Source organism: Arthrobacter sp. StoSoilB20 (genome assembly GCF_019977295.1).
GTDB classification, from domain to species: Bacteria; Actinomycetota; Actinomycetes; order Actinomycetales; family Micrococcaceae; genus Arthrobacter; species Arthrobacter nicotinovorans_A.
This window is the reverse complement of sequence record NZ_AP024651.1, coordinates 1514554-1540611: the sequence shown is the minus strand read 5'-3', so window position 1 is coordinate 1540611 and position 26058 is coordinate 1514554. Positions and strand designations below refer to the sequence as shown.

Below are 26058 nucleotides of genomic sequence, written 5' to 3'. Positions count from 1 at the left end.
CCGCGGAGGCATCGCCCGGCCACGCCCGGCGCCGTCAGCTGCAGCTATGTAGTCAGCTTTCCTCTGAGAGGAACGGCCATGGGTCGTCTGGGGACCGGGAACAGTGGGGCTGCGGGACCTGAGCCCGCTTCTGATCAGGCACGCCGCCGCGATGGCATCGAAAAGGTCGACGCCGTGGTGGTGGGCTCCGGCTTTGGAGGTTCCGTTGCGGCGCTTCGACTGGCCGAGGCCGGGCAGTCCGTTGTGCTCATGGAACGCGGCAAAACGTACCCGCCCGGCAGTTTCGCGCGTTCGCCGTCGGAGATGGGACGGAACTTCTGGGATCCGGACCGCGGCTTGTATGGACTTTTTGATGCCTGGACGTTCCGCGGCACTGAGGGGCTGGTGTCCAGCGGGTTGGGCGGTGGCTCACTCATCTACGCCAATGTCCTCCTGCGCAAGGACGAAAAGTGGTTCGTCAACGAATCCCCTATCCCCGGCGGCGGATATGAGAACTGGCCCTTCACCCGGGCAGACCTCGATCCCTATTACGACGCCGCCGAAGCCATGCTCCAGCCCGTCCCCTACCCGTACATGGACACCGCGAAGACCCTGGCCATGGAGAAGTCGGCCTCGAACCTGGGACTGTCCATCACCAGGCCTCCCATAGCCGTCACGTTCTCGGCAGCACCAGGGACCGAACCGCGAACCAACCATGCACTGCCGCTGCCCGGCTACGGCAGTATCCACGGTCCTGCCACGGTGCGCACCACCTGCACGCTCAGCGGTGAGTGCGACATCGGGTGCAATGCCGGCGCCAAGAACACCCTGGACCACAACTACATCTCAGCGGCCGCCTTCAAGGGAGCCGATGTCAGAACGTTCCATGACGTCCGTGGCATCCGGCCCTTGAACCCCGGGTCGCCGGGTGGCGGATACGAGATCCGCTATGTGGTGCATCATCCGGATCATCACGGCGAACTTCTCACCGAACGCATCATCCATTGCCGCCGGCTCATCCTCGGTGCCGGCACATTCGGCACCAACTTCCTCCTGCTCCGAAACCGCGGTTCCCTCCCTGCGCTGAGCGACGCCCTTGGCACCCGTTTCAGCGGCAACGGCGACCTCCTGACGTTCATCATGGGTGCGAAGACGCCCCCGGCCAACGGCTCACGGCCCGGCGTCCGGAACCTGGCCGGCAGCCGGGGCCCGGTGATCACCACAGCCATCAGGGTCCCCGATTCACACGACGACGACGGCGATGGCCGCGGTTATTACGTGGAGGACGCGGGGTATCCGGCCTTCATGAACTGGCTCATCGAGACAGCGCAACTGGGCACCACCATCAAACGGACTGCCAAAGTGGCCGGGCAGCTCTTCAAGGACAGGCTGTTCGACGCCGGCCGGTCCAACGTCTCCGCCGACCTCGCCGCAGCGTTGGGCGATGGCCGTTTGTCCTCCAGTTCGGTGCCCATGCTGGGGATGGGCAGGGACGTCCCCGACGGTGTCATGACCCTCCGCGACGGGAGGCTGGCCATCGCCTGGACCATGGCAACCTCCAAGGAGTACTTCGGCCGCGTCCGCGAAACCATGGAGTCCATTTCCAAAGACCTGGACGGGGACTTCATCGACAACCCCCTCTGGTGGGCCAAGCGTGTCATCACGGTGCACCCGATCGGAGGAGCCCCCTCCGGGAGGCATCCGGGCGAAGCAGTCTGTGATTCCTACGGCGAGGTCTTCGGCTATCCCGGATTGTTCGTGGTGGACGGCGCCGCGATGCCGGGCCCTGTGGGTGCCAACCCGTCCCTGACCATTGCAGCGTTCGCGGAGCGCACCTGCGCCCACATCATCGGGAACGCAGAGGAACCTGGTGGCCGGGGCATCCGCCCGGCAGATGCCGCGGGCTCCGGCGGGTCCGGCGAAAAGGTGGCCGTCCAGCAGGAGGCGGCCGGCGCCGTCGTCGACGTCGCCGCGTCCGCTCCGCGTGCGTTGGCGCCGGATGCCACCAAAGGCAAGACCGCACCTGAGGAAAAGCCTGCGAGCGCAGTCTCTGAGGTGCCCCAGGCTTCCCAGGTGCGCAGCCGCGGACTGGGCAGGCCCGGCGCTGCAGGCGTAAGCGGCAAAGAGGCCACCTCCGTCCGGTTCACCGAACAAATGCACGGCTGGTTCAGTCCGGGCATCGCCGATCCGGAGAAGGGGCGGAGCCTGGGCAGGGACCGGAGCAGGAAGATCATGTTCGAGCTGACCATCATCGCCGAGGACATCGAGGCGTTCGCCTCCGACCCGAACCATCCGGCCAGAGCTGAAGGCTACGTGCTGGCGGACTACTTCGGTGGCCGGATGCCGGTGGAACGGGGCTGGTTCAATCTGTTTGTCCAGGACACCGCCGACGCCGCTGCACCAGCAAGGCGCATGCTCTACCGTTTGTGGCTGCGGGACCCGGGCGGAACACCCTTCACGTTCACCGGTCACAAATTGATCCGCAACGAGGCAGGATTCGACCTCTGGGCGGACACCACCACCCTGTATGCCACCATCCTGCGTGGCCACGTGCCACCGGATGCTGTGCCACCAGATGCAGCGCCACCAGACGCTGTGCCACCAGATCCAGGGACGCAGGATGCCCTGCCACCGGACGCCGCACAGCCAACTGCAGGCGGCGCCGCCCAAGCAGGCGTCGTCGGGGCCGGCATCCTCTACATCCGGCCCCTCGACTTCGCCAAGCAACTCACCACGTTCCGCGCCGAAGGACCGGCCCCGGCGGCAGGCTTGGTGACGTTCGGGAAGCTGTTTGCCGGCGAACTCTGGCAGGTCTACGGGCGGCGTCCCAGAGGCGTCCCCTTCCCGTTCACGTCAAAGCGATGAAAAGCCGGGAGCTCGCAAAACACCATGCCGTACTGGGGTTCACACCCCAGCCTGCGGTTCGTTGGCTCTCGCCGATGTCCTTGGCCAGGACTGCGTTGAAGGTCGCAGCGGCCACGGTCTTTGCCGATTTCGGCGATAAGCGCGAGCTTGAGGGCAGCTTCCCCTCGGATTCCCTGAGCTTGGACAAAATTCCCCTCCCGGGCCAACCAGCCCAGCCCGCCGTCAGCAGCCGCGGACTTCCCTCCCCTGGCGATCTCCGGGATGGGCGGGCCGCCGCTGCGGGGGCGACGGAGATGTGGCTCGACTTCGCGGCCGACCTCGGCGACGGCTTCGACGCCACGTACACAGTGGCGTCCTTGCTGGCCCAGGACACGCTGACGGTGGACGGGCATGAACTTCCCCGTGGAAGGGTCCTGGTCCTGGGCGGAGACGAGGTTTACCCGGTCGCATCCCCGGCAGCGTACGAGAACCGGATGGTGGGTCCGTACCGGGCGGCCTTCCCACCCGCGTTGCGAGGCCCGCTCAGCGCCCTAAAACACGTCGATTACGCGCACAGCGGGCCACCCAACGCGTCTCCGGTCATGCTGGCGCTTCCCGGCAACCATGATTGGTACGACGGCCTCACCTCGTTCATCCGAGTGTTCACCAGGCAGCGGAGCATCGGGGGCTGGCGGACCATCCAAACCCGCAGCTACTTCGCCCTCCGCCTGACCGGAACCCCTCCCGGTCCGGGCAGGAACGGCACCCCCGGCTGGTGGTTGCTTGGCCTGGACAGCCAACTGGGGCAATACATCGACGAGCCACAACTGGACTACTTCTACCGGAACGTCACTGTGCAACTGCAGCCCGGCGATGCGATCATCCTCTGCGTCGCCGCTCCGTTCTGGGTTGACGCCCCGCAACCCGGGTGGGGTGACTTCCGCCAGGTGAACTTCTTCGAGCAGGACTACCTGCGCCGGCGCTTCAACCCTGGAACGGGCCTGTTCGACGCCACCGGTGCCAGCGTCAGGCTCTGGCTCACCGGCGACCTCCACCACTATTCCCGCTACGAGGACTCCCCTTCTCCGGAAACCTCCGGCACCCAGCACCAGACCCCGGATCCGGGCAGGACCCAGATGATCACTTGCGGCCTGGGCGGCGCCTACCTCTCCGATACCCACGGACTGCCCGAACATCTCACCTTGCCTGCCGCGTCGGCCGCTCCCGGTGAATCGTCCAGCCTGCGGCACACACAGCAGACAACAACACAGCAGACGGGCACAGAACAGCCAAACACCGGCCGCGTCTTCACCCGCATGCCCACCACGTTCCCCGGCCAAGGACACTCCCGCCTGCTCGGCCCGCAACTGGCCAACCCCTTCTCGCAGTTCTGGCTCCCCATCCGCAACCCCGGTTTCGGGCTCTCGCTGGGCATCATGCACGTGGTGGCCGCCCTGACGTTGTGGACGGTCTTCAGTGCCTTTCGCGGTGAGGCCTTTGTGGACAGCCTGCGCAGCCTGGCCCGCGGAGACACCCCGGTACTTGTCATTGTCCTGATCCTTGCAGTGCCGCTCCTCCTGGCAGTTGCCTCGTTGTCCACACGTTCGTTGGGTCTGGCGCAGGCAGGCATCGTCGTTTTCGCCCGCGGCGCGCTGTACCAACTGTCCGCGCTCGCGGTGAGTACCGCCGTCGTGATCCTGATTCCCTGGCCGGAGAGTTGGCCGGACGTCGTGATCCTGCTCCTGGTGCTTGCCCTGGTACATCTGGGCGGGTGGGCGCTGGGCAGCGAGGCCTTTGCCCTGTACATCCTGGCGACGCCCAGTGGCGAAGTGGCCACGTGGAAGATGTCGGGCCAGGCGATCGAAGACCACAAGGGTTTCCTCCGCATCCATCTCTCCTCCGACGCCAACCTCACCGTCTACCCGTTGATGGTGGACACCGTCTGCCGCGATTGGAAATTGGCAACGAACGACGACGGCGCGCGGCCGGTACCGGTGGCCGGTTTGCCTGCCGTGCGGCTGCTTGAAGAACCCATCACCATCGCATGGAAGGGAAGCACCCCATGATCACCACCCGTGCCGAGCACAGGACAGAGGTCATCCCGATCCGTGCCCGCGACAACACACCCTTGAGCCTGGTCCACGTCACCTCCCCTGTTGAGGCCGTCAAAGGGCCGGTGATCCTGGTTCACGGCTCCGGCGTCCGGGCCGAACTGTTCAGGCCACCGGTCCGCACCACCATCGTCGACGTGCTCCTCTACGACGGATGGGACGTTTGGATGCTGAACTGGCGTGCATCCATCGACCTTGACCCCCTGTCCTGGACGCTCGCCGACGCGGCCGTGCACGACCATCCCGCCGCCGTCGAACACGTCCTGAACGCCACCGGAGCCGAAAGCCTGAAAGCCGTCATCCACTGCCAGGGCTCCACGTCATTCACTATGTCGGCAGTGGCGGGACTGCTGCCCCAAGTGGACACCATCGTGTCCAACGCAGTGTCCCTGCACCCCGTGGTCCCGGCGTTCTCACGACTGAAAATCGACTACCTCACGCCAGTGGTCAAAGCCTTCACCCCATACCTGTCGCCGGCGTGGGGCTACAAGTCCCAGGGCTACTTCACCCGCGCCATCCGGGGCCTGGTTAAAGCCACCCATCATGAATGCGACAACACCGTCTGCAAAATGGTCAGCTTCACCTACGGCAGCGGCCGTCCCGCCCTCTGGTCCCATGAGAACCTCGACGACGCCACCCACCGATGGCTCAGCGGTGAGTTCGCCGAAGTACCAGTAACTTTCTTCGAGGAGATGGGCCGCAGCATCAAGGCCGGGCACCTGGTGGCCGCCGGAAACCACCCGGAGCTACCTCAGAACCTGGTGGCCGAAGCCCCGCAGACCGATGCGCGGTTCGCCTTCATTGCCGGTCTGGACAACCGGTGCTTCCTGCCTGAAAGCCAGCAACGCACCTACGAATTCTTCCAAAAACACCGCCCAGGGAAGGACTCGCTCCACCTCATTCCCGGCTACGGCCACCTTGACGTCTTCTTCGGCGAGCACGCCTGGCAGGACACCTTCCCCATCATTGTCGATGAGTTGAACCGAAACTCCCCATCGACCACAGCCCCGGAGTCGAAGCCATGAAAAACCTCACCGAACTTGCCGTCCCCCTGCTCAAACTCCTCCCATCACCTGTGCCGCGCAGGCAGGAACGGCTGCGTGGGCAGCACGCTTTCGCCGACGGAATCAAGTACGTCATGCCCGTCAATTCCGATGACTCACCAGTGCTGATGGCCGCATTTCCCATCAACAAACGGGCCGCCGCAGCCGCACTTCCCGGTTCGGAAATGCGGCCCTTCATCCTTGGCGGCAAGGGGCTGCTGGTGGTGACGGTGGTCAACTACAAATCCACCGACATCGGCAAGTACATCGAGTACTCCCTCGCCATAGCGATCACCCACGGAAGCAGGCCCGCCCCACCCATCCTTCCCCTCCTCTTCCAAAAGACCTTCAAACTGGGCCAGTTCGTGGTGGACCTGCCCGTCAGCTCCGAAGTCTCGGTCAAGGGCGGCAAGGGAATATGGGGCATGCCCAAGCACCAGGCCAACCTGGACTTTGTGGTCACGGACTCCACCGTCTCAGCCCAATACGACAAGGACGGCCAATTGGGTTGCTACATCGAGATCCAACGCCCCGATCCCCTCAACCTGCCCCTCAAACTGGCCGCCTCCAACTACTGCGTCTTCCGGAACATGCTCTGGAAATCGGACATCTACTTCGAAGCCACCGGGGACATAGCCCTCGGTGCCCAAGCCAAGGCGCGGCTCGTCCTCGGTGACGCGCCCGGCGTCGAACCCTTGAAAAGCCTGCAGGTGGAGAGCAATCCGGTGTTCACCGCCTGGTTGCCCCAAGCCCACGGAGTCCTGGATGACCATTACGAAGCGTGGTTCCTCACCGCTCCAACCCAGCTCGAGGCTGTGGCCCTGCCTGGTGGGGACATGCTGGACAGCGTGGTGGACCTGGGCCAAGGGCAGGAATGGCTGGCACCGCCGGACCGGAGCCGGGTCTCCGGCGCTGTCCCAAGCCCGGCGCCCCGTGGTGGTGCCCAGTGAACTGGCTCCTCCTGCTGAACGCCCTCTACTTTCTCTTCGGCGCAACCATGTACGTGGGCACCATGTGGGTCCTGAAGTTCTTCCTCTACCCCACGTGGGAATCGTTGGCCCGCGATAACGTGGACATGCACTTCGGCATCCCCACCCGGGCGGCCACCAAGTTCTTCACCATCGTGGTGCCCGTCATGTTCATCTCCGGCGGCATCCTGGTGTGGTCCGAATGGGGCACCGTCCGTGTCATCCCCGCAGTGATCTGCCTGCTGGGAATCATCGTCCTGACCTGGGTGGGGCAAGGGATCATCATCCCCATCAACATCCGGATCCGCGGCGGCGACTTTGCCGACGACACCGAGCTGAGGTCATTGCTCAAACGCTGGATGATGCTCAACGACATCCGCTTCTACGTCTCCACCCTCACCTGGGCCGCCATGGTGTGGCTCCTGGTGGACCGTGGCCGGCTGCTCGAGTCATACGCGTGAACGCGCACCAGCCAACCCAACCCGGACATCCGGCACAAGCCCGGAAACCGCACCCGCCAGGTACCGCCGCCTGGGCGGCCGCCGACCCCCTCCGTGCGGTACTCGCCGTCATTGCCATCATCACGGTCCTGACCGGAGCAATACAGGTCCCTTTCGGCGGGCAAGTCCTGCAACTGATCGGCGCGGACTCCACACCCGTGACCCGCCAACTCTTTGGCACCGTGGGAATGTTCATGGTGGTGGTCGGCGGCCTTCTCCTCAACACCCTTCTCAACGACCCTCCCTCCCCCGAAGTGGTGCTGTGGTCCGCGCTCCAGAAAACCGGGGCCTTCGGAGCCGTGGGCATCGGCGTCCTCAACGGCGTCTTCGCGCCCATTGCCCTGATGGTGGCCTTCTTCGACCTCGCAACCGGGATCCTCCTCCTCATCCATTGGCGCCGCCTCACCGCCGCGCCGGCCACCATCGGGCTGCCAGGATGAAACACGCGGCAAAGCGTTCACTGGTCCTCGCCGGGGGCGGCATGCGGGTGGCCTGGCAAGCCGGCGTGGTGAAAGCGCTCGCCGAGGAAGGCCTGGAATTCCAGCACATTGACGGCACCTCCGGCGGGATCCTCACGGCGGGCATGATGCTCTCCGGTGTCCCGCCGGAAGAGATGTGCGCCCGCTGGTCAGGCGTTGACGTCAAGGACTTCGGCTCAGCATTGCCCGTGGGTGACTACCTCAAGGGCCCGTGGTCCCTGCCCGCCCTTGGCGACGCCGACGGCATCCTCGGCAAGGTATTTCCCGCCTTGGGCATCAACGACGCCACCATCCGTTCCCGCGCAACCCAAGCCGACGCCGTCGAGGGTTCCTTCAACGTGGTGGAGTTCACCGAAAAGCGCTGCCACGCAATCGACGCCGCGGACATTGACGCCGGGCTGATGGCTGCAGGCATGTCGCTTCCGATCTTCCTCAAACCCCTGCGCCGCGAAGGGAAAATCTGGACCGACGCCGTCTGGATCAGGGACGCCAACGTAGCCGAAGCCCTTCGGCGCGGCGCCGAAGAGATATGGCTGGTCTGGTGCATCGGTAACACCCCGTATTGGGGCGACGGGCCACTGGAACAATACGTCCACATGATCGAGATGAGTGCCATGGGCGCCCTCCTGGCTGACTTCGACGCTGCCGCAGCCGCAGGACAGGAGTTTGTGCTGCACGTGATCCGCCCCCGCCACCCCCTCCCCCTGGATCCGGAGTTCTACCTGGGCAGGGTCGACGCCGATGCACTGATCGGCATGGGGTACAGGGATGCCCGCGCCTATCTGGACACCATGACCTCCGCAGGGCTGGCCAAGGACGCCACATGCACGGCAATGACAGACCCTGCGCCAGGAGTCCGCTTTACCGACACGCTCCGGGGCACGCTGGATGGCTCGCCCCTGACTTTCAAAGCGGCGGTAATTCTTCCCTCCGATCCCGGGGATGAAGCGCCGCAACTCACGGGCTATCTGGAACACTCCCGCTTCGGACGGGCATTCCTGGCCGGCGGGCGGCTGGAAACCCATGGCGATGACCTCACGTACCGTGCCCGGATAAGGGTCGACGGCGGGTGGCAAACCCTTGCGCTGACACGGACCCTGAGCGATGACCCCGGGCCCGACGCCTGGGCTGATTCGCGTCACGCCCGGCTCGAAGTCGGCGGGCTCGCGGCCGATATGACCATGAGCCTGGGAGATGCTGCCGGGCTTCTGGCCTCCGTCGAACCAGTGGGCGCTCACGGATTTGTGGACCGCGCAGGAGCGGTGGCAGCTTTCGCGGGCAACGGGCTCCGTGAGCTGCTGCGCCGATATTGATCCCGTCCGCGGAGCTAATGTGACGCACGTTATTACCGGCCGGTAAACAGCGCGCTACGGATACGCCAAAGATGGCAACAGCGGGGAAACACCAGCGAAAAACCAGCCGCCTACGCTGATGATCAACAGCAGGTCATCTGAGCGAAAGGGCAAAACATGTCCGCCACCCCGTCCGCAGCTTCCCTCCACATCGTCATCGCAGGCGCAGGCCCCGCGGCCCAGGCTTTGGTGCGGCGGCTCACAGGCGGGTCGGACTCCCGGCAGGGCCCGTTCAAGGGCACCATCACCGTTCTCAGCAATCGCGACGACTGCCCCGACGCCTTGCTGGAACTCGCCGAACTCCCCCAGGTTTCGGTGCGCTTCGGGCAGCCGGCCAGCTTCATCGACTCCGGCGCCAAAATTGTCACTACCGTGGACGGCATGGAGTTCTCCTATGACCAGTTGGTCATTGCCACCGGCTCGGCGCCCTCCCTCCCGCCCGTAGTGGGAGCCGAATCCGGCCTGAGCTATTCCACCATCGACGACGCCGCCGCTATCGGTGAAGCCGTCAAAGACCTCACCAAACTGGTAGGCCGCCGTCCCTTGGGAATCCTGGTGGGCAATGGACCTGCCGCGGGCCAGGCTGAGGCAGTGCTGCGCGCCCGTGGAGTCCGTCCCGTCCGCACCACCCTCCGCCCTGCCGCCGTCGTTGCCGCGTCAGGCGTTGCCGCGTCAGGCGTTGCCGCGTCAGGCGTTGCCGCGTCAGGCGTTGCCGCTTCGGGCGTTGCCGAAGAGACCGCTTCAAACCTGCCGGCCACTGGCATCCTGTTCGAGGACGGCAGCAGCATGAAGGGTGACCTCGTGGTCCTTGCCGAGGAACGGACCGCCCGCAATGAACTCGCCGGGAGTGCAGGCTTGCTGGTTGCCTCCGACGGCGGCATTTCCGTTGGGCGCGACCTCGCAACCTCCGTCCCGGGCATCTGGGCGATCGGTGATGCTGCTTCATGTGATGGGCTCCGCCTTGGTTTGCTGCTCTCCGCCGAGTCTTCTGCGATGTTGTGCGCCTCCGGCATGCTGTTGGGCCTGCGGGGTACTGAAGATCAGCAGGTCCCGATGGCTGCTTAGCCAGCGCGGCGTGGCCGTCTTCCACGGCACCCAGTCCCTCCCTGCGGCAGGCAACCCATGTGGCAAGATGGTCCTTTGACGGGCAGTGACAACCCTGCGGCCACCGGGCCGGCCACGCCCTGCACGGAAGGATCCCATGAGCAACCAAGCGGTCGCCCCGGCGAACATCGCCTCCTACATCGACCACACCCTGCTGAAGCCGGAGGCCAGCGAAGCAGACGTCCTCAAGGTCTGCGCCGAAGCCATCGAATACCGGTTCAAGTCCGTCTGCGTGAACCCTGTCTGGGTCAAAACCGTAACCAAAGCACTCAAGGGCTCCGGTGTGCTGACGTGTTCGGTCATCGGGTTCCCGCTGGGCGCCACGCCCAGCGACGTCAAGTCGTTCGAAGCCCGCGGAGCGGTCCTCGACGGCGCTGACGAGATCGACATGGTGATCAACATGGCTTCCGCCCGGGCCAATGACAAGGGTGCGCTGGTGGACGACATCAAGGCCGTGGCCGAGACGGTCCACGCAGGTGAGGCCATCCTGAAGGTCATCATCGAGACGTCCATGTTGAACGACGAACAGAAGGTCATCGCCTGCGAAGCGGCCGTGGAGGCAGGGGCGGACTTCGTGAAGACTTCCACCGGATTCAACGGCGGAGGAGCAACCGTTGAAGACGTAGCGTTGATGCGCAAGACCGTTGGGCCGGATATTGGGGTCAAAGCGTCCGGCGGAGTGCGGTCCCTTGCCGATGCACAGGCTATGATTGCTGCTGGTGCAACACGTATCGGTGCGAGTTCGGGAATTGCCATTGTCAAGGGTGAACAGGGTTCATCTGCCTACTAGGGGCTTCCAGGACCACCAGAGATTTTGAGCCCTGCGGGGCCGAGGAGGAACGAATGTCGAAGAACGCAACCAGCGCCCCCATCGAGCGCGAAAACAACCTGGTCCAGAGCATTGTCCTGTTCCTGGTCATGATTGTGCTCTTCCTGGGCGCCATCTACTCGCTGTCTTTCCTCAGCCTCGAGAACCCGTGGCCCATGGCCGTTTGCCTCGGCCTTTTCGCCCTGGCTTTCTGGATCCCACAGACCATTCTTGGCCGCTCTGACTCCGCCGGCGAAAACTAAGCCTCTTATCTTCAAAGAAATGCGGCCCGGGTTCATACCCGGGCCGCATTTCTTTTTGAGCCAAACGAAGACAGCCGCCGGGCCGTCAGGGGACCTGCACTACGCCCCCCAAGGCCGCCAGAACCCCTGGCCAGTGCTGTTGCGCCAGCGTCCACGCCGCAGCTCCCATGCCCACCATGGCGTAACCGCTGACCGGTATCAGGACCAACCATTCGCGTCGGGAACCGGCCCTCCCCAGCAGCGGGATGGAGAAGGCTCCATTTGGCCGCCAGATCCCCCGGATCGGGGATTTCCGCAGGAATTTCGGCGGCTTGATGACAATGGGCCACAGGAGCGGTACACCACCCACAGTGATCATGTCCCCCACGATGTGCACCACCACACCTGTGAGCATGGACAGGGGCAACCAGCCCCACTGGTCCGGGGCAAACCAGGTGACCAAACCTGCCATCACCACAGCAAAGAGCCAGTTGGTGATCCACCCGGACTTCGGGAACAGGTTCAACGCCTTGGCCGCCAGATTGATCATGAACATGCACAGCAAACCAGCCCCGATGGAGAGCTTGCCCACCGGAGTGTCCATTTGGAACTGCGCCGCCATGGCTGCGAGCACCACAAATGCCGAGGCTCCCAGGAGTGAATGGGTCCCCTGCCGGTGACCGCCACTGGCTTTTTCGATCCCCACCGCAATCACATTGGACAATGGGGGCAGGGAGTTGGCGATGGTGCTGTGCCGGTGGTCCCAGTCCACCACCAAGGCAGTTCCCGCCGTCGCCATGGCTCCGATCAGGATTCCGGTGGAATCCAAGGGGTACCAGCCAAGGGCGTACGGGCCGGTTGAGGCAATAGCTATCCACGCCGCGGCTCCTGACGCGGCGTGATGTCCTCCCATCATGCAGTCAGCCGGCCTTCACGGGTGCGTCGGTGAAGATCGCTTCAATAACGGTGTTGGCCCATTGCAAAATCTCGGCATCCTGAAGATCGCGTCCACCGATTTTGGCCGTCTTGGGCTTGGGAATCAGGACGGCGTCCAGTGCCGGTTTCACCTGGGAACCCGGGTACATTCGGTTCAGGCGCATGGTTTTGGACTCCGGTAGTTGCGCCGGCGAGAAGCGGATGAAGTTGCCTTGGAGCGCGACGTCGGACAGGCCGGCTTCGCGGGCACCTACCCGGAAGCGCGCCACGGCAATGAGGTTTTGGGCGGGCAGCGGAGGCTCGCCGTAACGGTCCACGAGTTCAGCCAGGACCTCGTCGATGGCCTCGTACGTAATGGCAGCGGCCAGTTTTCGGTAGGCCTCCAGGCGCAGCCTTTCCCCTGGCACGTAGTCGTGCGGAAGGTGGGCGTTGACGGGCAGCTCGATCTTCATCTCCGCGGCCTTTTCTTCGGCCTCGCCGCGGTATTCGGCCACAGCCTCGCCTACCAGGCGGATGTAGAGGTCGAAGCCGACTCCCTGGATGTGGCCCGACTGTTCGCCGCCCAGCAGGTTTCCCGCACCACGGATTTCGAGGTCCTTCATGGCCAGCTGCATGCCGGCGCCGAGTTCGTTGTGCGCGGCTACGGCCTTCAGACGCTCCAAGGCTACCTCGCCCAATGGTTTTTCCGAGGGGTACAGGAAGTAGGCGTAGGCCCGTTCACGGCCACGTCCAACGCGTCCGCGGAGCTGGTGGAGCTGCGAGAGCCCATACTTGTCAGCGCCATCGACAATGAGGGTGTTTGCGTTGGAGATATCCAGGCCGGTTTCGATGATGGTGGTGCAGACCAGGACGTCGAACCGCTTCTCCCAGAAGTCCACGATGATTTTCTCGAGGCGGCTCTCGGACATTTGACCATGCGCCACCTCGACCCGGGCTTCGGGGACCAGTTCGCGGATTTGGGCCGCGATGCGCTCGATCGATGAGACCCGGTTGTGGACGAAGAACACCTGGCCTTCGCGCATCAGCTCCCTGCGGATGGCAGCGGAGGTTTGCTTGTTCGTGTAGGGACCGACGTAGGTCAGGACCGGGTGGCGTTCCTCCGGAGGGGTGGCCAGGGTGGAGGTTTCCCGGATACCGGTGAGCGACATTTCCAGCGTGCGGGGAATGGGTGTGGCACTCATGGCCAACACATCGACGTTGGTGCGCATCTTCTTCAGCGCTTCCTTGTGCTCCACACCGAAGCGCTGTTCCTCGTCCACGATCACCAGTCCGAGGTCCTTGAACTCGAAGTCCTTGGACAGGAGCCGGTGCGTACCGATCACCACATCCACAGCGCCGCTCTTGACGCCCTCGGCGGTTTCTTTCGCTTCCTTGCTGCTCTGGAACCTGGAGAGCGGCTTTACCCGCAGGGGGAAGCCGGAGAAACGCTCCGTGAAGGTTTCGTAGTGCTGCTGGGCCAACAACGTGGTGGGCACCAGGACAGCCACTTGCTTGCCGTCCTGGACGGCTTTGAAGGCGGCGCGGACAGCGATCTCGGTCTTGCCGTAGCCCACGTCACCGGAGACCAGGCGGTCCATGGGGATCTCGCGTTCCATGTCCGCTTTGACTTCGTTGATGGTGGTCAGCTGGTCCGGTGTTTCCACGTACGGGAACGCTTCTTCAAGTTCTCGCTGCCACGGAGTGTCCGGGGCAAAGGCATGGCCGCGTGATGCCATGCGGGCGGAGTAGAGGCGGATCAGTTCGCCGGCGATTTCCTTGACGGCCTTGCGGGCCTTGGACTTGGTGCTGGCCCAGTCCGCACCGCCCATCTTGCTCAGCGCAGGGGTGTCACCGCCGACGTAGCGCGTCACTTGGTCCAGCTGGTCAGTCGGTACAAAGAGCCGGTCCCCCGGAGCACCGCGCTTGGACGGGGCGTACTCCAGGACCAGATACTCGCGCAGGCCGGCATCGGAGGCCGAGGTACCGGTCACCTTGCGCTGGATGAGCTCCACGAACCGGCCGATGCCGTGCTGCTCATGGACCACGAAATCGCCCGCGTGCAGCTGGAGGGGGTCCACGGCGTTGCGGCGCTTGGAGGGCATGCGCCGCATGTCCTTGGTGGAACTTGCCGTCGCCCGGCCCAGCAGGTCGGCTTCGGTCAAGAGGCCAAGTTTGAGCCCGTCAAGGACAAAACCACGCCCGACGGCGGCGGTGGTCACCTCGATGATGCCCGGTTGGGGCTCCTTGTCCAGGGACTCCACCCGGGAGCAGGGAATATCGGCATCGTGGAACAGCTCGGCCAGGCGTTGGGCAGGTCCGGGACCATCGGTCACCACCACCACGCGCCACTGCTCGCGGACCCGGGATCCGATGAATTCCAGCATCTCGGCCACTTCGCCTTGGTATCCGCGAGGTTCGCGGGCCCGCATGTTCAGGACGTCGATATCCAGGACGAGGTCCTCGTCCGAGGCGAGCGAGGTGATGGACCACCAGGAGACGCCGTGGGCGAGGGCGGCCGAACGGGTATCGGTCAGTGACCGGAAACTGGCCGCATGCAGGTCGGTGGATGCCTGGGAAGACAAGTCAAGGGGCGCCGCACCGCCGTCGGACGCAGTTGACCACGCAGCTTCAAGGAATTCCTCGTTGGTGGCTGCGAGATCGTGCGCGCGGGTGCGGACCTTTTCCGGTTCGATGACCACGGAGAGGGAGCCCGCCGGGAGCTGGTCAACGAACGGGACCATGGCATCCACCAGGACCGGGGCAAGGGATTCCATGCCCTCAACAGCGATCCCGCCGGCAATCTTCTCGAGCATGTCCGCCGCTGCGGGCATGTCGGCTTTGAGCCTGGCCGCGCGGGACATGACTGAGGCGGTGATCAGGATTTCCCGGCACGGCGGGGCGTGCAGTTCGGTGGGGTGGTGAATGCCGGGTGCGGACAGCGAGCGCTGGTCGGCCACGGCGAACCAGCGCATCTGGTCCACTTCGTCGCCGAAGAACTCCACCCGGATGGGATGGTCCTCGGTGGGTGGGAAGACGTCGAGGATGCCGCCGCGGACCGCGAATTCGCCACGGTGCGTCACCATGTCCACACGTGCGTAGGCTGCGTCGGACAGGGCCCTGACAACCTCCGTGAAAGAACGCTCCTGCCCCACCTGCAGTGTCACTGGAACCAAGTCCCCCAAGCCGGCAACAATGGGCTGGACCACGGCGCGAACGGGAGCCACCACTACCCGCAAGGGGGCCGACGTCGAGGTTTCGGGGTGGGTCAGGCGGCGCAGGACGGAAAGCCGGCGCCCGACGGTGTCCGAGCGCGGGGAGAGCCGCTCGTGCGGGAGGGTTTCCCAGCTGGGGAAGGTGGCCACGGATTCGGCCGGAAGATATGAGGCGAGCGCAGCGGTGAGGTCCTCGGCTTCACGTCCGGTTGCTGTGACGGCGAGGACCACGGGAGCGCCGGCACCGTCGTCACCAGCGGAGGCCAGGGCGTCGGCCATTTCGGCGAGCAGCACAGCGCGCATTCCAGTGGGAGCGCTGATCTGGTAGTCGGTGTTGCGGTCGCTGAAGGGCCGCTGAGCTTCCGTTCGCACGCGGGCGAAAGTCTTGTCCTCCGCCAAGGCGCGGCGCAGACCGTTGAGGCTCATGACAGAAACTCCTAGGGTGGTTCCAAGGGCAGGCAACACAAATGCCCGGAAATTCAGAAGAACGCCGGGTCATTCCAGCCTACCTCTACCCCCAGCCCCAGGAGTTCCTTTGCAGCCTTCGGAAGCTACGCATTCCAACACACCGCAGGACACCAGGACCGTACTGGTAACAGGCGCCACCGGATACATTGGCGGACGTCTGGTCCCCCGGCTCCTTGAAGCCGGCCACAAGGTCAAGGTCCTGGTCCGCACGCCACAAAAGATCGCCGATGTCCCTTGGCATGATCATGTGGAGATCATCGAGAACAGCCTCTCGGACGCAGACGGACTCACCGAGGCCCTGGCCGGCGTGGACGTCCTGTACTACCTGGTCCACTCCATGGCATCCGGCAGCGGGTTCGAGGCCAAGGAGGAAGCCATGGCCCGGCTCGTGGCTGGAGCCGCGGCAGGGGCCGGTGTGGACAGGATCGTCTACCTCGGCGGACTGCACCCCGAGAACGAGGAACTGTCCATCCACATGCGTTCCCGCGAGACCGTGGGAAAGGTGTTCCTGGACTCATCAGTGGACTCGATCGTGTTCCAGGCCGGCGTGGTGATCGGCTCGGGATCCGCCTCGTTCGAGATGATCCGGCACCTGGCCGAAACACTTCCGGTCATGCCTGCCCCCAGTTGGGTGAACAACCGGGTTGAGGCCATCGCGGTCCGTGACGTCCTGCACTACCTCGTGGCTGCTGCGGCGCTCCCGGATAAGTTGAACCGTTCCTTCGATATCGGCTCCCGGGACGTCCTGAAGTACAAGGAGATGATGAACGAGTACGCGGTGGAGCGGGGGCTCCCCCGGCGCCTGGTCATCGCGCTTCCCGTCCCGGCTCCCAAGCTTGCCGGATTGTGGGTGGCCCTGGTGACGCCAATTCCCCTGTCCATGTCCCTGCCTTTGGTGCAGTCGCTGCAGCATGACGCAGTGTCGCGGGAGCACGACGTCGACCGTTACATACCCCAGCCCGACGGCGGCCTGACCCAGTACCGCCGTGCCGTCGCTTTGGCGTTGGGCAAGGAACGGGACGGACAGGTGGAGACCACCTGGGCCAACGCGGGGATCGACGCCGATCCGCTTCCCAGTGACCCCGATTGGGCGGGCTACAAAGTCTTCCTCGATGAAAGGACCTTCCACAGCGAGGCCCGGCCGGAGCACGTCTGGACCATCATTGAGGGCATCGGCGGTAAGAACGGCTGGTATTCACTGCCGCTGGCATGGCGGGTCCGGGGCTGGCTGGACAAGCTCCAGGGCGGGGCTGGTTTGCTGCGCGGACGCCGGCATCCCAAAACCCTCAACGCCGGTGAGGTAGTGGACTGGTGGCGGGTGGAAGCCATCGACCGCGGGCACCTGCTGCGCTTGCGGGCCGAGATGCGGGCCCCGGGCGGGGCCTGGCTGGAGTTGGCGGTGGAGCCCGACGGCGAAGGCAGCCTTTATAAGCAGCGCGCCATTTTCTTCCCGCGTGGACTTGCCGGGCGCCTCTACTGGCTGGGGGTGTACCCGTTCCACGGTTTCATCTTCCCGTCCATGGCCCGGAACATCTCGGCTGCGGCCATCACCCTCCAGGAGAGCTCCCCGGCAAGCACCGGTTCAGGGGTGGCCGGCGGAACCCCGTAGGATGTTGGGAGCTAAAAAGCTTCACCACCACCATTCACGGAGGACCCATGGCCCTGAGCGCATCCACCACCCTGCCGCACAGCGTTGACCGCGTAGCTGCCGTATTTGTCGACGAAGAATTCCTGCGTCACACGAGCGAACTGGTGGGCGGCTCCCTGGAATCGTTCACGATCGACGGCGACCCCGCCGGTGCGTTCAGCACCGTCACTGTCCGCACCCTGCCCACCACGCGACTGCCGGACATTGCCCGGAAGTTCGTCGGCGAGACCCTGAAGGTCACCCAGACCGAGCAGTGGGAAGCTCCCGCGGCCGATGGCTCACGGGCCAGCAACATCGCCTTGAAGATTTCAGGCGCGCCCCTGGACGTCACGGCTGTCCAGCGCCTCGTTGCCGACGGTGCCAACACCAGGATCGAGCTCGAAGGCAACGTCACCTCTTCGGTACCGTTCCTCGGTGGCAAGATCGCTGATGCTGCGGAGCCGATGGTTGGCAAGGCACTGAACATCCAGTCGCAGCAGGCCCAGGCCTGGCTCGAAAGCCACTAGCGTGGAGATCCCCGCGATCCTTGCGGTTGTCCTGATCGTCGCAGGGCTCTGGTCGCTGCTTGTGTGGCCACAGTTCCTCAAGCGCGTCATGAAGGATCCCCGCGCCCGCGATGCCGCAGGCAAGGCCACCCGGTTCCTCACGGTCCACGTTGTCCTGGTCACCATCTCCATGGTGCTGGGATTGGCGACGGCGGCCATTGGCATTGCAGGCTTGGTCGCCTGAGCTTCACCCGGCCAAACAGGAAGCAGCGCGCGCTGTGAGAACTCATTGCGCGCGCTGCTTCCTGTTTTAGGCGGTGGCCTGGTTGAGGGCATCCTCGGCAGCAACCCAGGAGATCATGGCGCATTTGACGCGCGCCGCGTAACGGGCCACGCCTTCGAAGGCCGCCGCGTCACCGAGGACCTCGGGGTCGGCCTGGACCTTGCCGCGGGACCGGAGGACTTCGCGGAAGTTCCCGATCACCGTGTGCAGTTCCTCCACGGACATTCCCTCGCCGAGGTCGGTCAGCACCGAGGCAGAAGCCATCGAAATGGAGCAGCCCGCTCCGTCCCAGCTGATCTGCTGGACGGTTCCGTCCGCAACGGCGAGCCGCAGCGTGACTTCATCCCCGCACACCGGGTTCAGTTGGTGTGATTGACCGGTGGATGCCCCTTCAGGGGCGGCCGTTTCAGCCAGGCCACTGCCGTGCCGCTGCTTGGAGTGGTCCAGGATGATCTGCTGGTACAGCTGGTCAAGACTCATGGTGGTTATAGCCTGTTCGGTGGTTGATGGTTGCCCGGCATGTCAGGGCTGCTGATGGTCAGGCCTGGAAATAGGCCCGGACCCCGGAAACGGCGTCGAGGAAAGCATCGACGTCGTCGGTGGTGTTGTAGAGGTAGGTACTCGCCCGGGTGGTGGCTGTCAGGCCGAGCCGGCGGTGCAACGGTTGGGCGCAATGGTGACCGACTCGGACGGCGATGCCTCGGTCATCAAGGAACTGCCCGACGTCGTGGGCGTGCACACCGGCGACGTCGAATGCGGCCAGGCCGATCCGTTCCGACCCGGAGGCCGGTCCGACAACCCTGATGCCGTCGATGCTTTCAAGCCCCTTGACGAGGCGTTGGCCCAGCGTGGCCTCCCATGCATGGATGCGTTCGATTCCGGTCTCGGTCAGGTAGTTCACCGCAGTTGCGAGCGCCACGGCCTGGGAGATGCGCTGGGTTCCGGCCTCGAACCGCTGGGGCGCCGGCAGGTATTCGGCACGTTCCATGGTCACGGTGGTGATCATGGAACCACCGGTGAGGAACGGCGGCATGACATCCAGGAGCTCCTGCTTCCCATACAACACGCCGACGCCGGTGGGGGCCAGCATTTTATGGCCGGAGAACACAGCGAAGTCGACGTCCAGTTCCTTGACGTCCACAGCCATGTGGGGCACGGACTGGCAGGCGTCCAGGACCACCAAGGCGCCCACCCTGCGGGCAAGTGCCACGAGGTCCGCCACCGGGTTGATGGTGCCAAGGACGTTGGAAGCGTGGGTGAAGGCCAGGAGCTTGGTCCGCTCCCCCACGAGTCCGGCGGCGGCGTCCAGCAACAGGGTGCCGTCGTCTCTGACAGGGATGTACCTCAGGGTGGCCCCGGTCCGGAAAGCCAACTCCTGCCAGGGAATGAGGTTGGCGTGGTGTTCCATTTCGGTGACCACGATCTCGTCGCCGGGACCAATGGCCAGCTCTTTCAGGCGCGAATCACCACGGCCCTGTGCCGCCCACAATCCGGCGTTGGAGAGTGCGTAGCTGATGAGGTTCAGGCCCTCGGTGGCATTGGAAGTCCATACGGTTTCTTCATACTGTGCACCGATGAAGTCCGCCACCGTCTGGCGTGCGTCCTCGAAAACCTCCGTAGCTTCAACAGCCAGGTGATGGGCGCCGCGGTGAACGGCAGCATTGCGTTGCTCGTAGTACTCCTGCTCGGCCTCGATGACACTGAGCGGATTCTGCGACGTAGCACCGGAATCGAGGTAGATCAGGGGTTTACCGTTGACCATCTGGTCCAGCACCGGGAAGTCGTTCCGGATCCGCAACACCTCCGCATTGTCCATGGCATGCACGGACCGAAGCAGTGAGGCTGGGGTTGATACGGCAGTCAAGGGGCGCTCCTTGGAAATCCTTCAGGGACTCCCCATTATCCCACGTGGGGCTGCACCGGGCGGTGTGCCGTTCAGCACGTCAGCCGCCTGCCCTTCCCGGGACCCAGCCCAGCGGCGGAACGGCGCCGCTGTCGAATGCGCTGCGCAGGCGCTCAACCAGGACCGAGGCACGCCGGCTCGCCGCACTCCTGGTGCGGGCTTCGTACCCACTGGCCGCAAGGGAGTAGCACATGGCAGCATGGGCAAAAAGCCTGTCGGCAGACAAGCTCCTCCCGGCCGTCTCGAGCGTTTTGGGGTCCTGGTTCAGCAGCGCCGACGCAAACGTGCCAAGCGCGGTTCCCCGGGCTCCGTGAATTCCTGCTGCCAGCCCTGCCAGGCGCCGCTGCAGCACCAGGTCCTCGACGGCGGTACTGGTGGCGTTGAGCATCAGGAGGGAGACCGCCTCGGCTTCCAACATCGTGTTGCCCTGGTGGCGGAGTTGTTCAGCCAACTCCATCAGGTGGCCGGGCCTGCCGGCAAGCTGGTCCTGTGCGGCTGCCAAATACACGGAGCTGAGTTGCGCGAGCAGACCCCCTGGATCCTGGACTTCCCGCAGGGCCGAGACACTCTGACCACACCGTTCCATCGCCTGCGCAGGGTTCCCGCGCAGCGCCTCGCAGTAGGCCAGCATGGCCGCCGCGAAGGCAAGGACCGGCGGAAGGCCGGCGTCGGGAAGTTCCGCAAGGACAGGTTCCAACGTTGTCGCCGCCGCGCGGGTAAGCCCTTGGCTGAGTTCTGCATACGCGCGGGCAACGTCCAAACACACAGCAAGGTAGGTGGGCAGCACAAAGGCGGAAGGACAGTCCAACAGCGCATCAACCTGGCTCCAGGCCAGGTTGTTGCGGAGGCACACCACGTGTCGGAACAGCACCGCCGGGCGGAACATGTCCAAGGCGGGGTTTGCATCAACTGCAGCCATGGCCGCTGTTGACCGCTCCAACGCCTCCGGCGCAGCCCCCGTCAGCAGCAGCCGTTCGGCTTCCCGGACGTTGCGGACCAGTTGGGCGGTCCCCTGTTCGCCTGAACCCTCTTCCTCCTGCCCGCTGCGCCACGCCCGGCCCGGAACGGCACCCAGGAGTTCGAGCGCCAGCAAGCGGTGACCGGCGTCGGCCTTCACTTCCGGCGATCCCCCGGCGGCTGCAAGTTCACTCAGTTCCGGAGCGGCTTCGCCCAACAAACCCTCGGCAACCAAAGCGCGGGCCCTCAGGAGCCTCGCCTCGTCCTTCCGCCCCGGGGCGGCCACTGCGGCGGCGGCACGGATGGCCAGTTCTGCCGTTGATGGCCTGTCGGCCGCCGGTGCTGCCGCGAGGAGAAGTTCGTCCGACAACGTCAGCCCGCAGTCCAGGGTCCAGTTCATCCAGCGCAGCAAGGTGGGAGCTGATTCCCGTGTCAGGACCGGCTCCTCAACGCCAAGGCGGAGGGCCAGGCTCCTGGGCCGGGGCACTGCCAGTCGGGTGCCCTCGCCGCGAAGCCAGGAACTCGTCCTGACCAGCGGCGGCCTCCCGGCCAACAGCCTGATGTGATGGTTTGCCAGGAGATGTTCAACGGCGGTGTGGCCGAAATGGTGCTCCACCACATCCACAGCCACCGGTTCCGCGAGCGCGATGAGTTCCAGGGCGTGCCGTTCCTCGGCCGGCCGTGCAGAGTTTTCCGCCTGCACCTGCGCCACCACGCCCGGCCAGTCACAGTGGGCGCGGACATCAATGGTCCAGTAGCCGTCCTTCTGCGCCAACAGCCCCGCGCTGCGGGCATCATTGAGGGCGATTCCCAGCAGCCCCACATTGAAACCGCTCATGGCGGCCAGAAGGCTGCTGGCACGGCGCTGGACCTTGCCGCCCAGGACAGCTTCGGCCAGCGCGTGCGCCTCCATGAAGCTGAAGGGAGGCAGGAAGAACTGTTCCAGGAAGCCGTCTTCCCAGAGTTGGTAAAGGTCCGGAGGCAGGGGCCGTCGGCTGTCGGCAGTAGCTACCAAGGTGGCGCCAAAGCCCGGAATCAGCTGCAGCAGGACAGCCAGTGAAGCGGGATCGAAGTAGTGGATATCGTCCACCAACAACACCAGCGGCGGACGCGCCGCCCGCACCTGGTGCTTGTTCCGGCGTCGGCCGCTGTTTGGCGTGTACAGGTACTCAGCGGCCCCCAAGGTGCTGGTCAAGGCACGCAAGACGTGAAGTCCCGGGAGCATGGTGCTGTCGCCAGCGCTTTCGGCAGCGGCGCCCAGTGCGCCATAGCTGATGGTTTTGAGTTCCGGCTTTCCCGCGAAAGTCCTGACGTCCATGGTTTCCGGGAGGCCCGCTTTGATGGAGAGCAACAGGTGGCTCTTACCGGATCCCCGGTCTCCCGTCACTACGATGCCGCTGGTGGAGGGGGAGGGTACTGCGGAAAGGATGATGTCCAGCAGCCGTGCCCGGTCTGCGAAGGGTGATGGCCTCAGCCCGACTGTGACGGTGTCTTCGTCCAGCCAGGGATCCGGCAGCATGCGCACTCCAATAGAAGCAGTCCCATGATCCGGGAGGGGTGGTTTTCCGCGAAGTGCGGGCTACCTGGCCTAGAAGCCGGCGGCGGCTGGGGGGAGAGTCTCGGTCTCAGAAGACTCTGTCGCCGCCGGCTTCGTCCAGGGCCGGAACACCTTCCGGTGTCCGGTGCATCGGCTCAAAGAGACCACCGATGCGGATGATGCGACTTTCGGAATCCCGGTGATGCTTGGGGCTGAACCGTTCTTCCAAGATCAATACTGCCGGGGCGGCGAACGCGGTACACCAGTAGTTGGTACTCGATTAGCTGGGGGCTTTTTCCGGGCCTCTACCTTGTTGTACTCAGTCCCCCAAGGGGCAACTACTTGGTTTGGGCACAACACGCCCGCGGGTTACTCCACTGATTGGCAAAATTCCCCGCGATGGCGGGCACAAGTGGCGTCAAAGGAGTGACTGAGTACTCAAACGGACACTGGTATCAGTGACGGACAGCAGCGCCGAGATCTTCCCGCCGGCGAATGCCCAACTTGGCGTAGCTGCGGTACAGGTGGCCCTCCACCGTGCGCACGGAGACCATCAGCTTCTCTGCGATTTGGCGGTCGGTAAGTCCCGAAACTGCCAACGCCACAATGTCCTGCTCCCGGCGGGTCAAAGGCACCGAGCGGTCCGCTTCGGCAGTGGGGTCATGGAGGAGGGCATCGCCGAGGCTGGCTTCGCTGACATCGCGCAGCACCGCCGCCTGGCGGGCCTCAGGGCGCTTCCCTTCGGCATCAAAGGACAGGGCGGCTTTGTCGAACGCCACGGCCGCCGGCCCGGGCATTCCCGCCGCAGCAAGGAGATTCCCTGCGTTGACGAAGCCTTGGCCATCAGCGCCCACATGTGCTTCCGCCAACGACAACCACCCGGCCGCCCACGCTCCGGACATAGTGCCGGCGGCTACCTTGATGGACTCCATGGCCTGCACGTCGCCAATCTCGGCCCGGAGCACCAGGTTCTGCAGCAGGACCCCTGGCAGGCGATGCAGGGACGCGGATTCCGGCAGCGTCCGTAGTTTGTCCAGGCCTGATCCTTTGGATACCAGTTCCTGGCCGGCCAGCGTGAAGAGCCCGGCCAGGGCCTCCACGTAGGCTCCGCCGGTGCCGGCCCGCCCATCACCGGCTGGGGCACCGGCAGGGGCGCCGGCCTCGCCGGCAAGGGCACCGGCCTCGCCGGCAAGGGCACCGGCCTCAGCTGCAAGTCGCTCGGCCAGCGCGGTATCGCCGGAGCGTGCTGCGGCGTAGAACGCCAGCGCATTGCCTAGGTTCCTCAGCTGTTGGGGATCCTTGACCCGGAGTGCCTCAACGGCGGGAGTCACCAGCTCCGCCGCTTGCTCCAGGCGGCCTTGCCGCAGCAGGGACAACCCTTGGAGGGTTTGGATATCGCCGCCAAAGACTATGAGTCCCAGTGCCGATCGTGCAGAGTACCGTTCAAGGCCGGACGCGGCAGCACCCCAGTCTCCAGCTCCCAGGGCGGCGAGGGTATAGCGGGCCAACACAAAGTCGCTGAAGTACAGGAGGTCATCATCGGCCGCGTCCAGCAGCGCCAATGCTTGACGTCCGGCATCCAGCGCTTCCACGGCCTGCCCTTCCACTGTCAGGAGCTCACACTTCATGGCCAGGAGGAACACCTGGTTCATGACGTGGTCCGGGTCCTCGCTGTTGAGAGCTTCCCCAAACCGTTCGATCCCCTCACGGAGTTCTGCATAGCAGCCATCGTGGGCAAGGGCGGCCAGCTCCAGTGCCGTAGCGTGCCGTCCCACGAGCCCCACCAGGGGGTCCGACTCAGGAAGGCCGCTGGTGAGCGCCGACGCCGCGGCCCTCGCATCGGCCACAATGTCCTCTGCGGTATCCCCCATGGCCGCCCGTGCAGCGGCCCACAACAGGCCTGTTCCCAGTGGGCCCGATGGATCGGCGTCCAAGTACCCCAGGTCTTCTTCCAACAGCCGTACGGCGTTGCGGAAGTCGCCGTCGTTGTAGTTGACCATGGCCATGACGGCACGGGCGCGTGGGCGCAATGCCTCGGAGCGGACCTTTGCCGCTGCTGCCAACGCAAGGGGGTTCTGCAGCAGTTTGGCGGCCAGGAATGCTGCTTCCAGCAGCTGTTCATCATCGACGTCGGCACCGCAGTCCAGCGCCCAGCTCACCAACCGGAGCAATCCCTCGGCCGTGGGTGGCTCCGCCAGCAGGTGCTGGACCATACGCTGGCGGATCTGGAGGCTGCGGGCCGGGGAGACGATCTGGCGCAGCGCCTCGCTGTACATGGGGTGCCACATTTTGAGTGGGCTTCCCGGCCCGTTGGTGGACAGGACCAACCGGCTGTCCATCAGCGACCGCAGCGTTTCCCTGCCCACCTGGGTATCGAGCACGGAAGCGGGGACCGGTTCGGAGAGGGCGATGACATACATCGCTTCCCTCTCAGCCTCGCTGGTGCGCAGAACCCTGTTCCGCACTACTTCCGCCAGGCCCTCGCCGCTGCCGGAGAGGGCGCGTGTCAGAAACCAGACGCCGTTACGCCGCACCAGGTTTCCATCGGCCTTAGAGTCATCCAGGAGGCATCGAAGTAGCAAAGGGTTGCCCTCGGAAACGGAATGCAGCACATCCACGGCGCTGGCCATGACGGTCCCGCCCAAGGTTTTCTCCGCGAGTTCAGCGACGCCCTCGTGGTCCAGGGGATGAAGCTCCAGGCGCTCGGCCAGTCCGTCATACCAAAGCTGAAGCAGAGCCGCGGGCAGACCGGGGCGTGGCCTGCCGGTGGCCACGAGCCTTGCCCATCCCGCGGTCACCAATTCGGCCAGGATCTGGGTACTGCCTTCGTCAAGATCGTGGGCATCATCGACAACCAGCAGGAGCCGCGCGCCCTCACCCCCACGGCGTTTCTCGAACTGGGCCCAGAACTCGCGCAGGATCGCCACGGGCGAGGTGGCTTGTTCCACGGGCAGATCCAGCAGGTAGGGCGCAAGGACACCGTAGGGCACAGCGGACAGGGCGGGGCTTCCGTGCACCCGCATGACCACCATTTCCCCTGCCAGGCGGGCCGCAATTTCAGAGGCCAGGGCAGTCTTGCCGATACCGGGGTCCGCCACCAGGAGCACGGCCCCCGCGCCTTCCTGACGCAGGATCTTCATGGCCAGTTCCAGCTCGGCGTCCCGGCCTACAAGGTGCTCAGCCCGCATGGGCACTCCGCACTTCTACGGCTTTGCCTGCT

General features: G+C 64.9%; 19 protein-coding genes. 13 read left to right on the top strand and 6 right to left on the bottom strand.

From position 1 onward, the window contains the following. Positions 1–78 precede the first annotated feature (78 nt). From LDN85_RS07025 to LDN85_RS06980, 10 genes are all read left to right on the top strand, one after another. On the top strand, positions 79–2844 hold the full coding sequence (locus LDN85_RS07025) for a GMC oxidoreductase (RefSeq protein ID WP_223944977.1): 2766 nt from the start codon (positions 79–81) through the stop codon (positions 2842–2844). Further along, positions 2841–4889 (top strand): hypothetical protein, encoded by a 2049-nt coding sequence (locus LDN85_RS07020; RefSeq protein ID WP_223944976.1) that lies wholly within the window; start codon positions 2841–2843, stop codon positions 4887–4889. Before LDN85_RS07025 ends, LDN85_RS07020 begins: the two co-directional genes overlap by 4 nt. Beyond that, positions 4886–5959 (top strand): alpha/beta hydrolase, encoded by a 1074-nt coding sequence (locus tag LDN85_RS07015; protein ID WP_223944975.1) that lies wholly within the window; start codon positions 4886–4888, stop codon positions 5957–5959. Before LDN85_RS07020 ends, LDN85_RS07015 begins: the two co-directional genes overlap by 4 nt. Next, positions 5956–6927 carry an acetoacetate decarboxylase family protein gene (locus LDN85_RS07010; protein ID WP_091550743.1) on the top strand — a complete coding sequence of 324 codons (972 nt, stop codon included), beginning with the start codon at positions 5956–5958 and terminating at the stop codon, positions 6925–6927. Before LDN85_RS07015 ends, LDN85_RS07010 begins: the two co-directional genes overlap by 4 nt. Next, positions 6924–7406 carry a hypothetical protein gene (locus LDN85_RS07005; protein ID WP_026547092.1) on the top strand — a complete coding sequence of 161 codons (483 nt, stop codon included), beginning with the start codon at positions 6924–6926 and terminating at the stop codon, positions 7404–7406. The genes LDN85_RS07010 and LDN85_RS07005 overlap by 4 nt, the downstream gene beginning before the upstream one ends. Beyond that, positions 7403–7885 (top strand): hypothetical protein, encoded by a 483-nt coding sequence (locus tag LDN85_RS07000; protein ID WP_223944974.1) that lies wholly within the window; start codon positions 7403–7405, stop codon positions 7883–7885. The genes LDN85_RS07005 and LDN85_RS07000 overlap by 4 nt, the downstream gene beginning before the upstream one ends. After that, positions 7882–9237, top strand: a complete 1356-nt coding sequence (locus tag LDN85_RS06995) for a patatin-like phospholipase family protein (RefSeq protein ID WP_223944973.1) — start codon at positions 7882–7884, stop codon at positions 9235–9237. Before LDN85_RS07000 ends, LDN85_RS06995 begins: the two co-directional genes overlap by 4 nt. 156 nt (positions 9238–9393) lie before the next feature. After that, positions 9394–10341, top strand: coding sequence for an FAD-dependent oxidoreductase (locus LDN85_RS06990; protein ID WP_223944972.1), 948 nt, complete (start codon positions 9394–9396; stop codon positions 10339–10341). Positions 10342–10477: 136 nt separating this feature from the next. After that, positions 10478–11170, top strand: a complete 693-nt coding sequence (gene deoC / locus LDN85_RS06985; RefSeq protein WP_223944971.1) for a deoxyribose-phosphate aldolase — start codon at positions 10478–10480, stop codon at positions 11168–11170. A gap of 53 nt (positions 11171–11223) precedes the next feature. Then, on the top strand, positions 11224–11451 hold the full coding sequence (locus LDN85_RS06980) for a hypothetical protein (RefSeq protein WP_026542762.1): 228 nt from the start codon (positions 11224–11226) through the stop codon (positions 11449–11451). An 85-nt stretch (positions 11452–11536) separates the two neighbouring features. Here the strand turns inward: LDN85_RS06980 and LDN85_RS06975 are convergent, their stop codons facing one another. Together LDN85_RS06975 and mfd are read right to left on the bottom strand one after the other, a co-directional pair. Beyond that, the gene (locus tag LDN85_RS06975; protein ID WP_026542763.1) at positions 11537–12346 is read right to left on the bottom strand and encodes a metal-dependent hydrolase; all 810 of its coding nucleotides are present in this window, start codon (positions 12344–12346) and stop codon (positions 11537–11539) included. A gap of 4 nt (positions 12347–12350) precedes the next feature. Next, the gene (mfd, locus tag LDN85_RS06970; RefSeq protein ID WP_026547088.1) at positions 12351–15983 is read right to left on the bottom strand and encodes a transcription-repair coupling factor; all 3633 of its coding nucleotides are present in this window, start codon (positions 15981–15983) and stop codon (positions 12351–12353) included. Between the two features lie 109 nt (positions 15984–16092). Here mfd and LDN85_RS06965 point away from each other — a divergent pair, with 109 nt between their 5' ends. From LDN85_RS06965 to LDN85_RS06955, 3 genes are read left to right on the top strand one after another with little or no spacing between them, the layout of a single operon-like run. After that, on the top strand, positions 16093–17634 hold the full coding sequence (locus LDN85_RS06965) for an SDR family oxidoreductase (RefSeq protein WP_223944970.1): 1542 nt from the start codon (positions 16093–16095) through the stop codon (positions 17632–17634). A 47-nt stretch (positions 17635–17681) separates the two neighbouring features. Next, entirely contained in the window at positions 17682–18179 is a 498-nt protein-coding gene (locus tag LDN85_RS06960; protein WP_026542766.1) for a DUF2505 domain-containing protein, read from the top strand. A 1-nt stretch (position 18180) separates the two neighbouring features. Continuing rightward, complete coding sequence (locus LDN85_RS06955; protein WP_026542767.1) at positions 18181–18402, top strand: hypothetical protein; 222 nt, start codon at positions 18181–18183, stop codon at positions 18400–18402. A gap of 66 nt (positions 18403–18468) precedes the next feature. On the opposite strand, the gene sufU is transcribed toward LDN85_RS06955, so the two are convergent. The 4 genes from sufU to LDN85_RS06935 all read right to left on the bottom strand — a co-directional run bounded on the left by sufU (position 18469) and on the right by LDN85_RS06935 (position 26026). Next, on the bottom strand, positions 18469–18921 hold the full coding sequence (gene sufU, locus LDN85_RS06950; RefSeq protein ID WP_026547086.1) for a Fe-S cluster assembly sulfur transfer protein SufU: 453 nt from the start codon (positions 18919–18921) through the stop codon (positions 18469–18471). A 58-nt stretch (positions 18922–18979) separates the two neighbouring features. Then, positions 18980–20305, bottom strand: coding sequence for a cysteine desulfurase (locus tag LDN85_RS06945; RefSeq protein WP_043432501.1), 1326 nt, complete (start codon positions 20303–20305; stop codon positions 18980–18982). Between the two features lie 79 nt (positions 20306–20384). Then, entirely contained in the window at positions 20385–22820 is a 2436-nt protein-coding gene (locus tag LDN85_RS06940; protein WP_223944969.1) for an ATP-binding protein, read from the bottom strand. A gap of 473 nt (positions 22821–23293) precedes the next feature. Continuing rightward, the gene (locus tag LDN85_RS06935) at positions 23294–26026 is read right to left on the bottom strand and encodes an AAA family ATPase (protein WP_223944968.1); all 2733 of its coding nucleotides are present in this window, start codon (positions 26024–26026) and stop codon (positions 23294–23296) included. Positions 26027–26058: the final 32 nt, after the last annotated feature.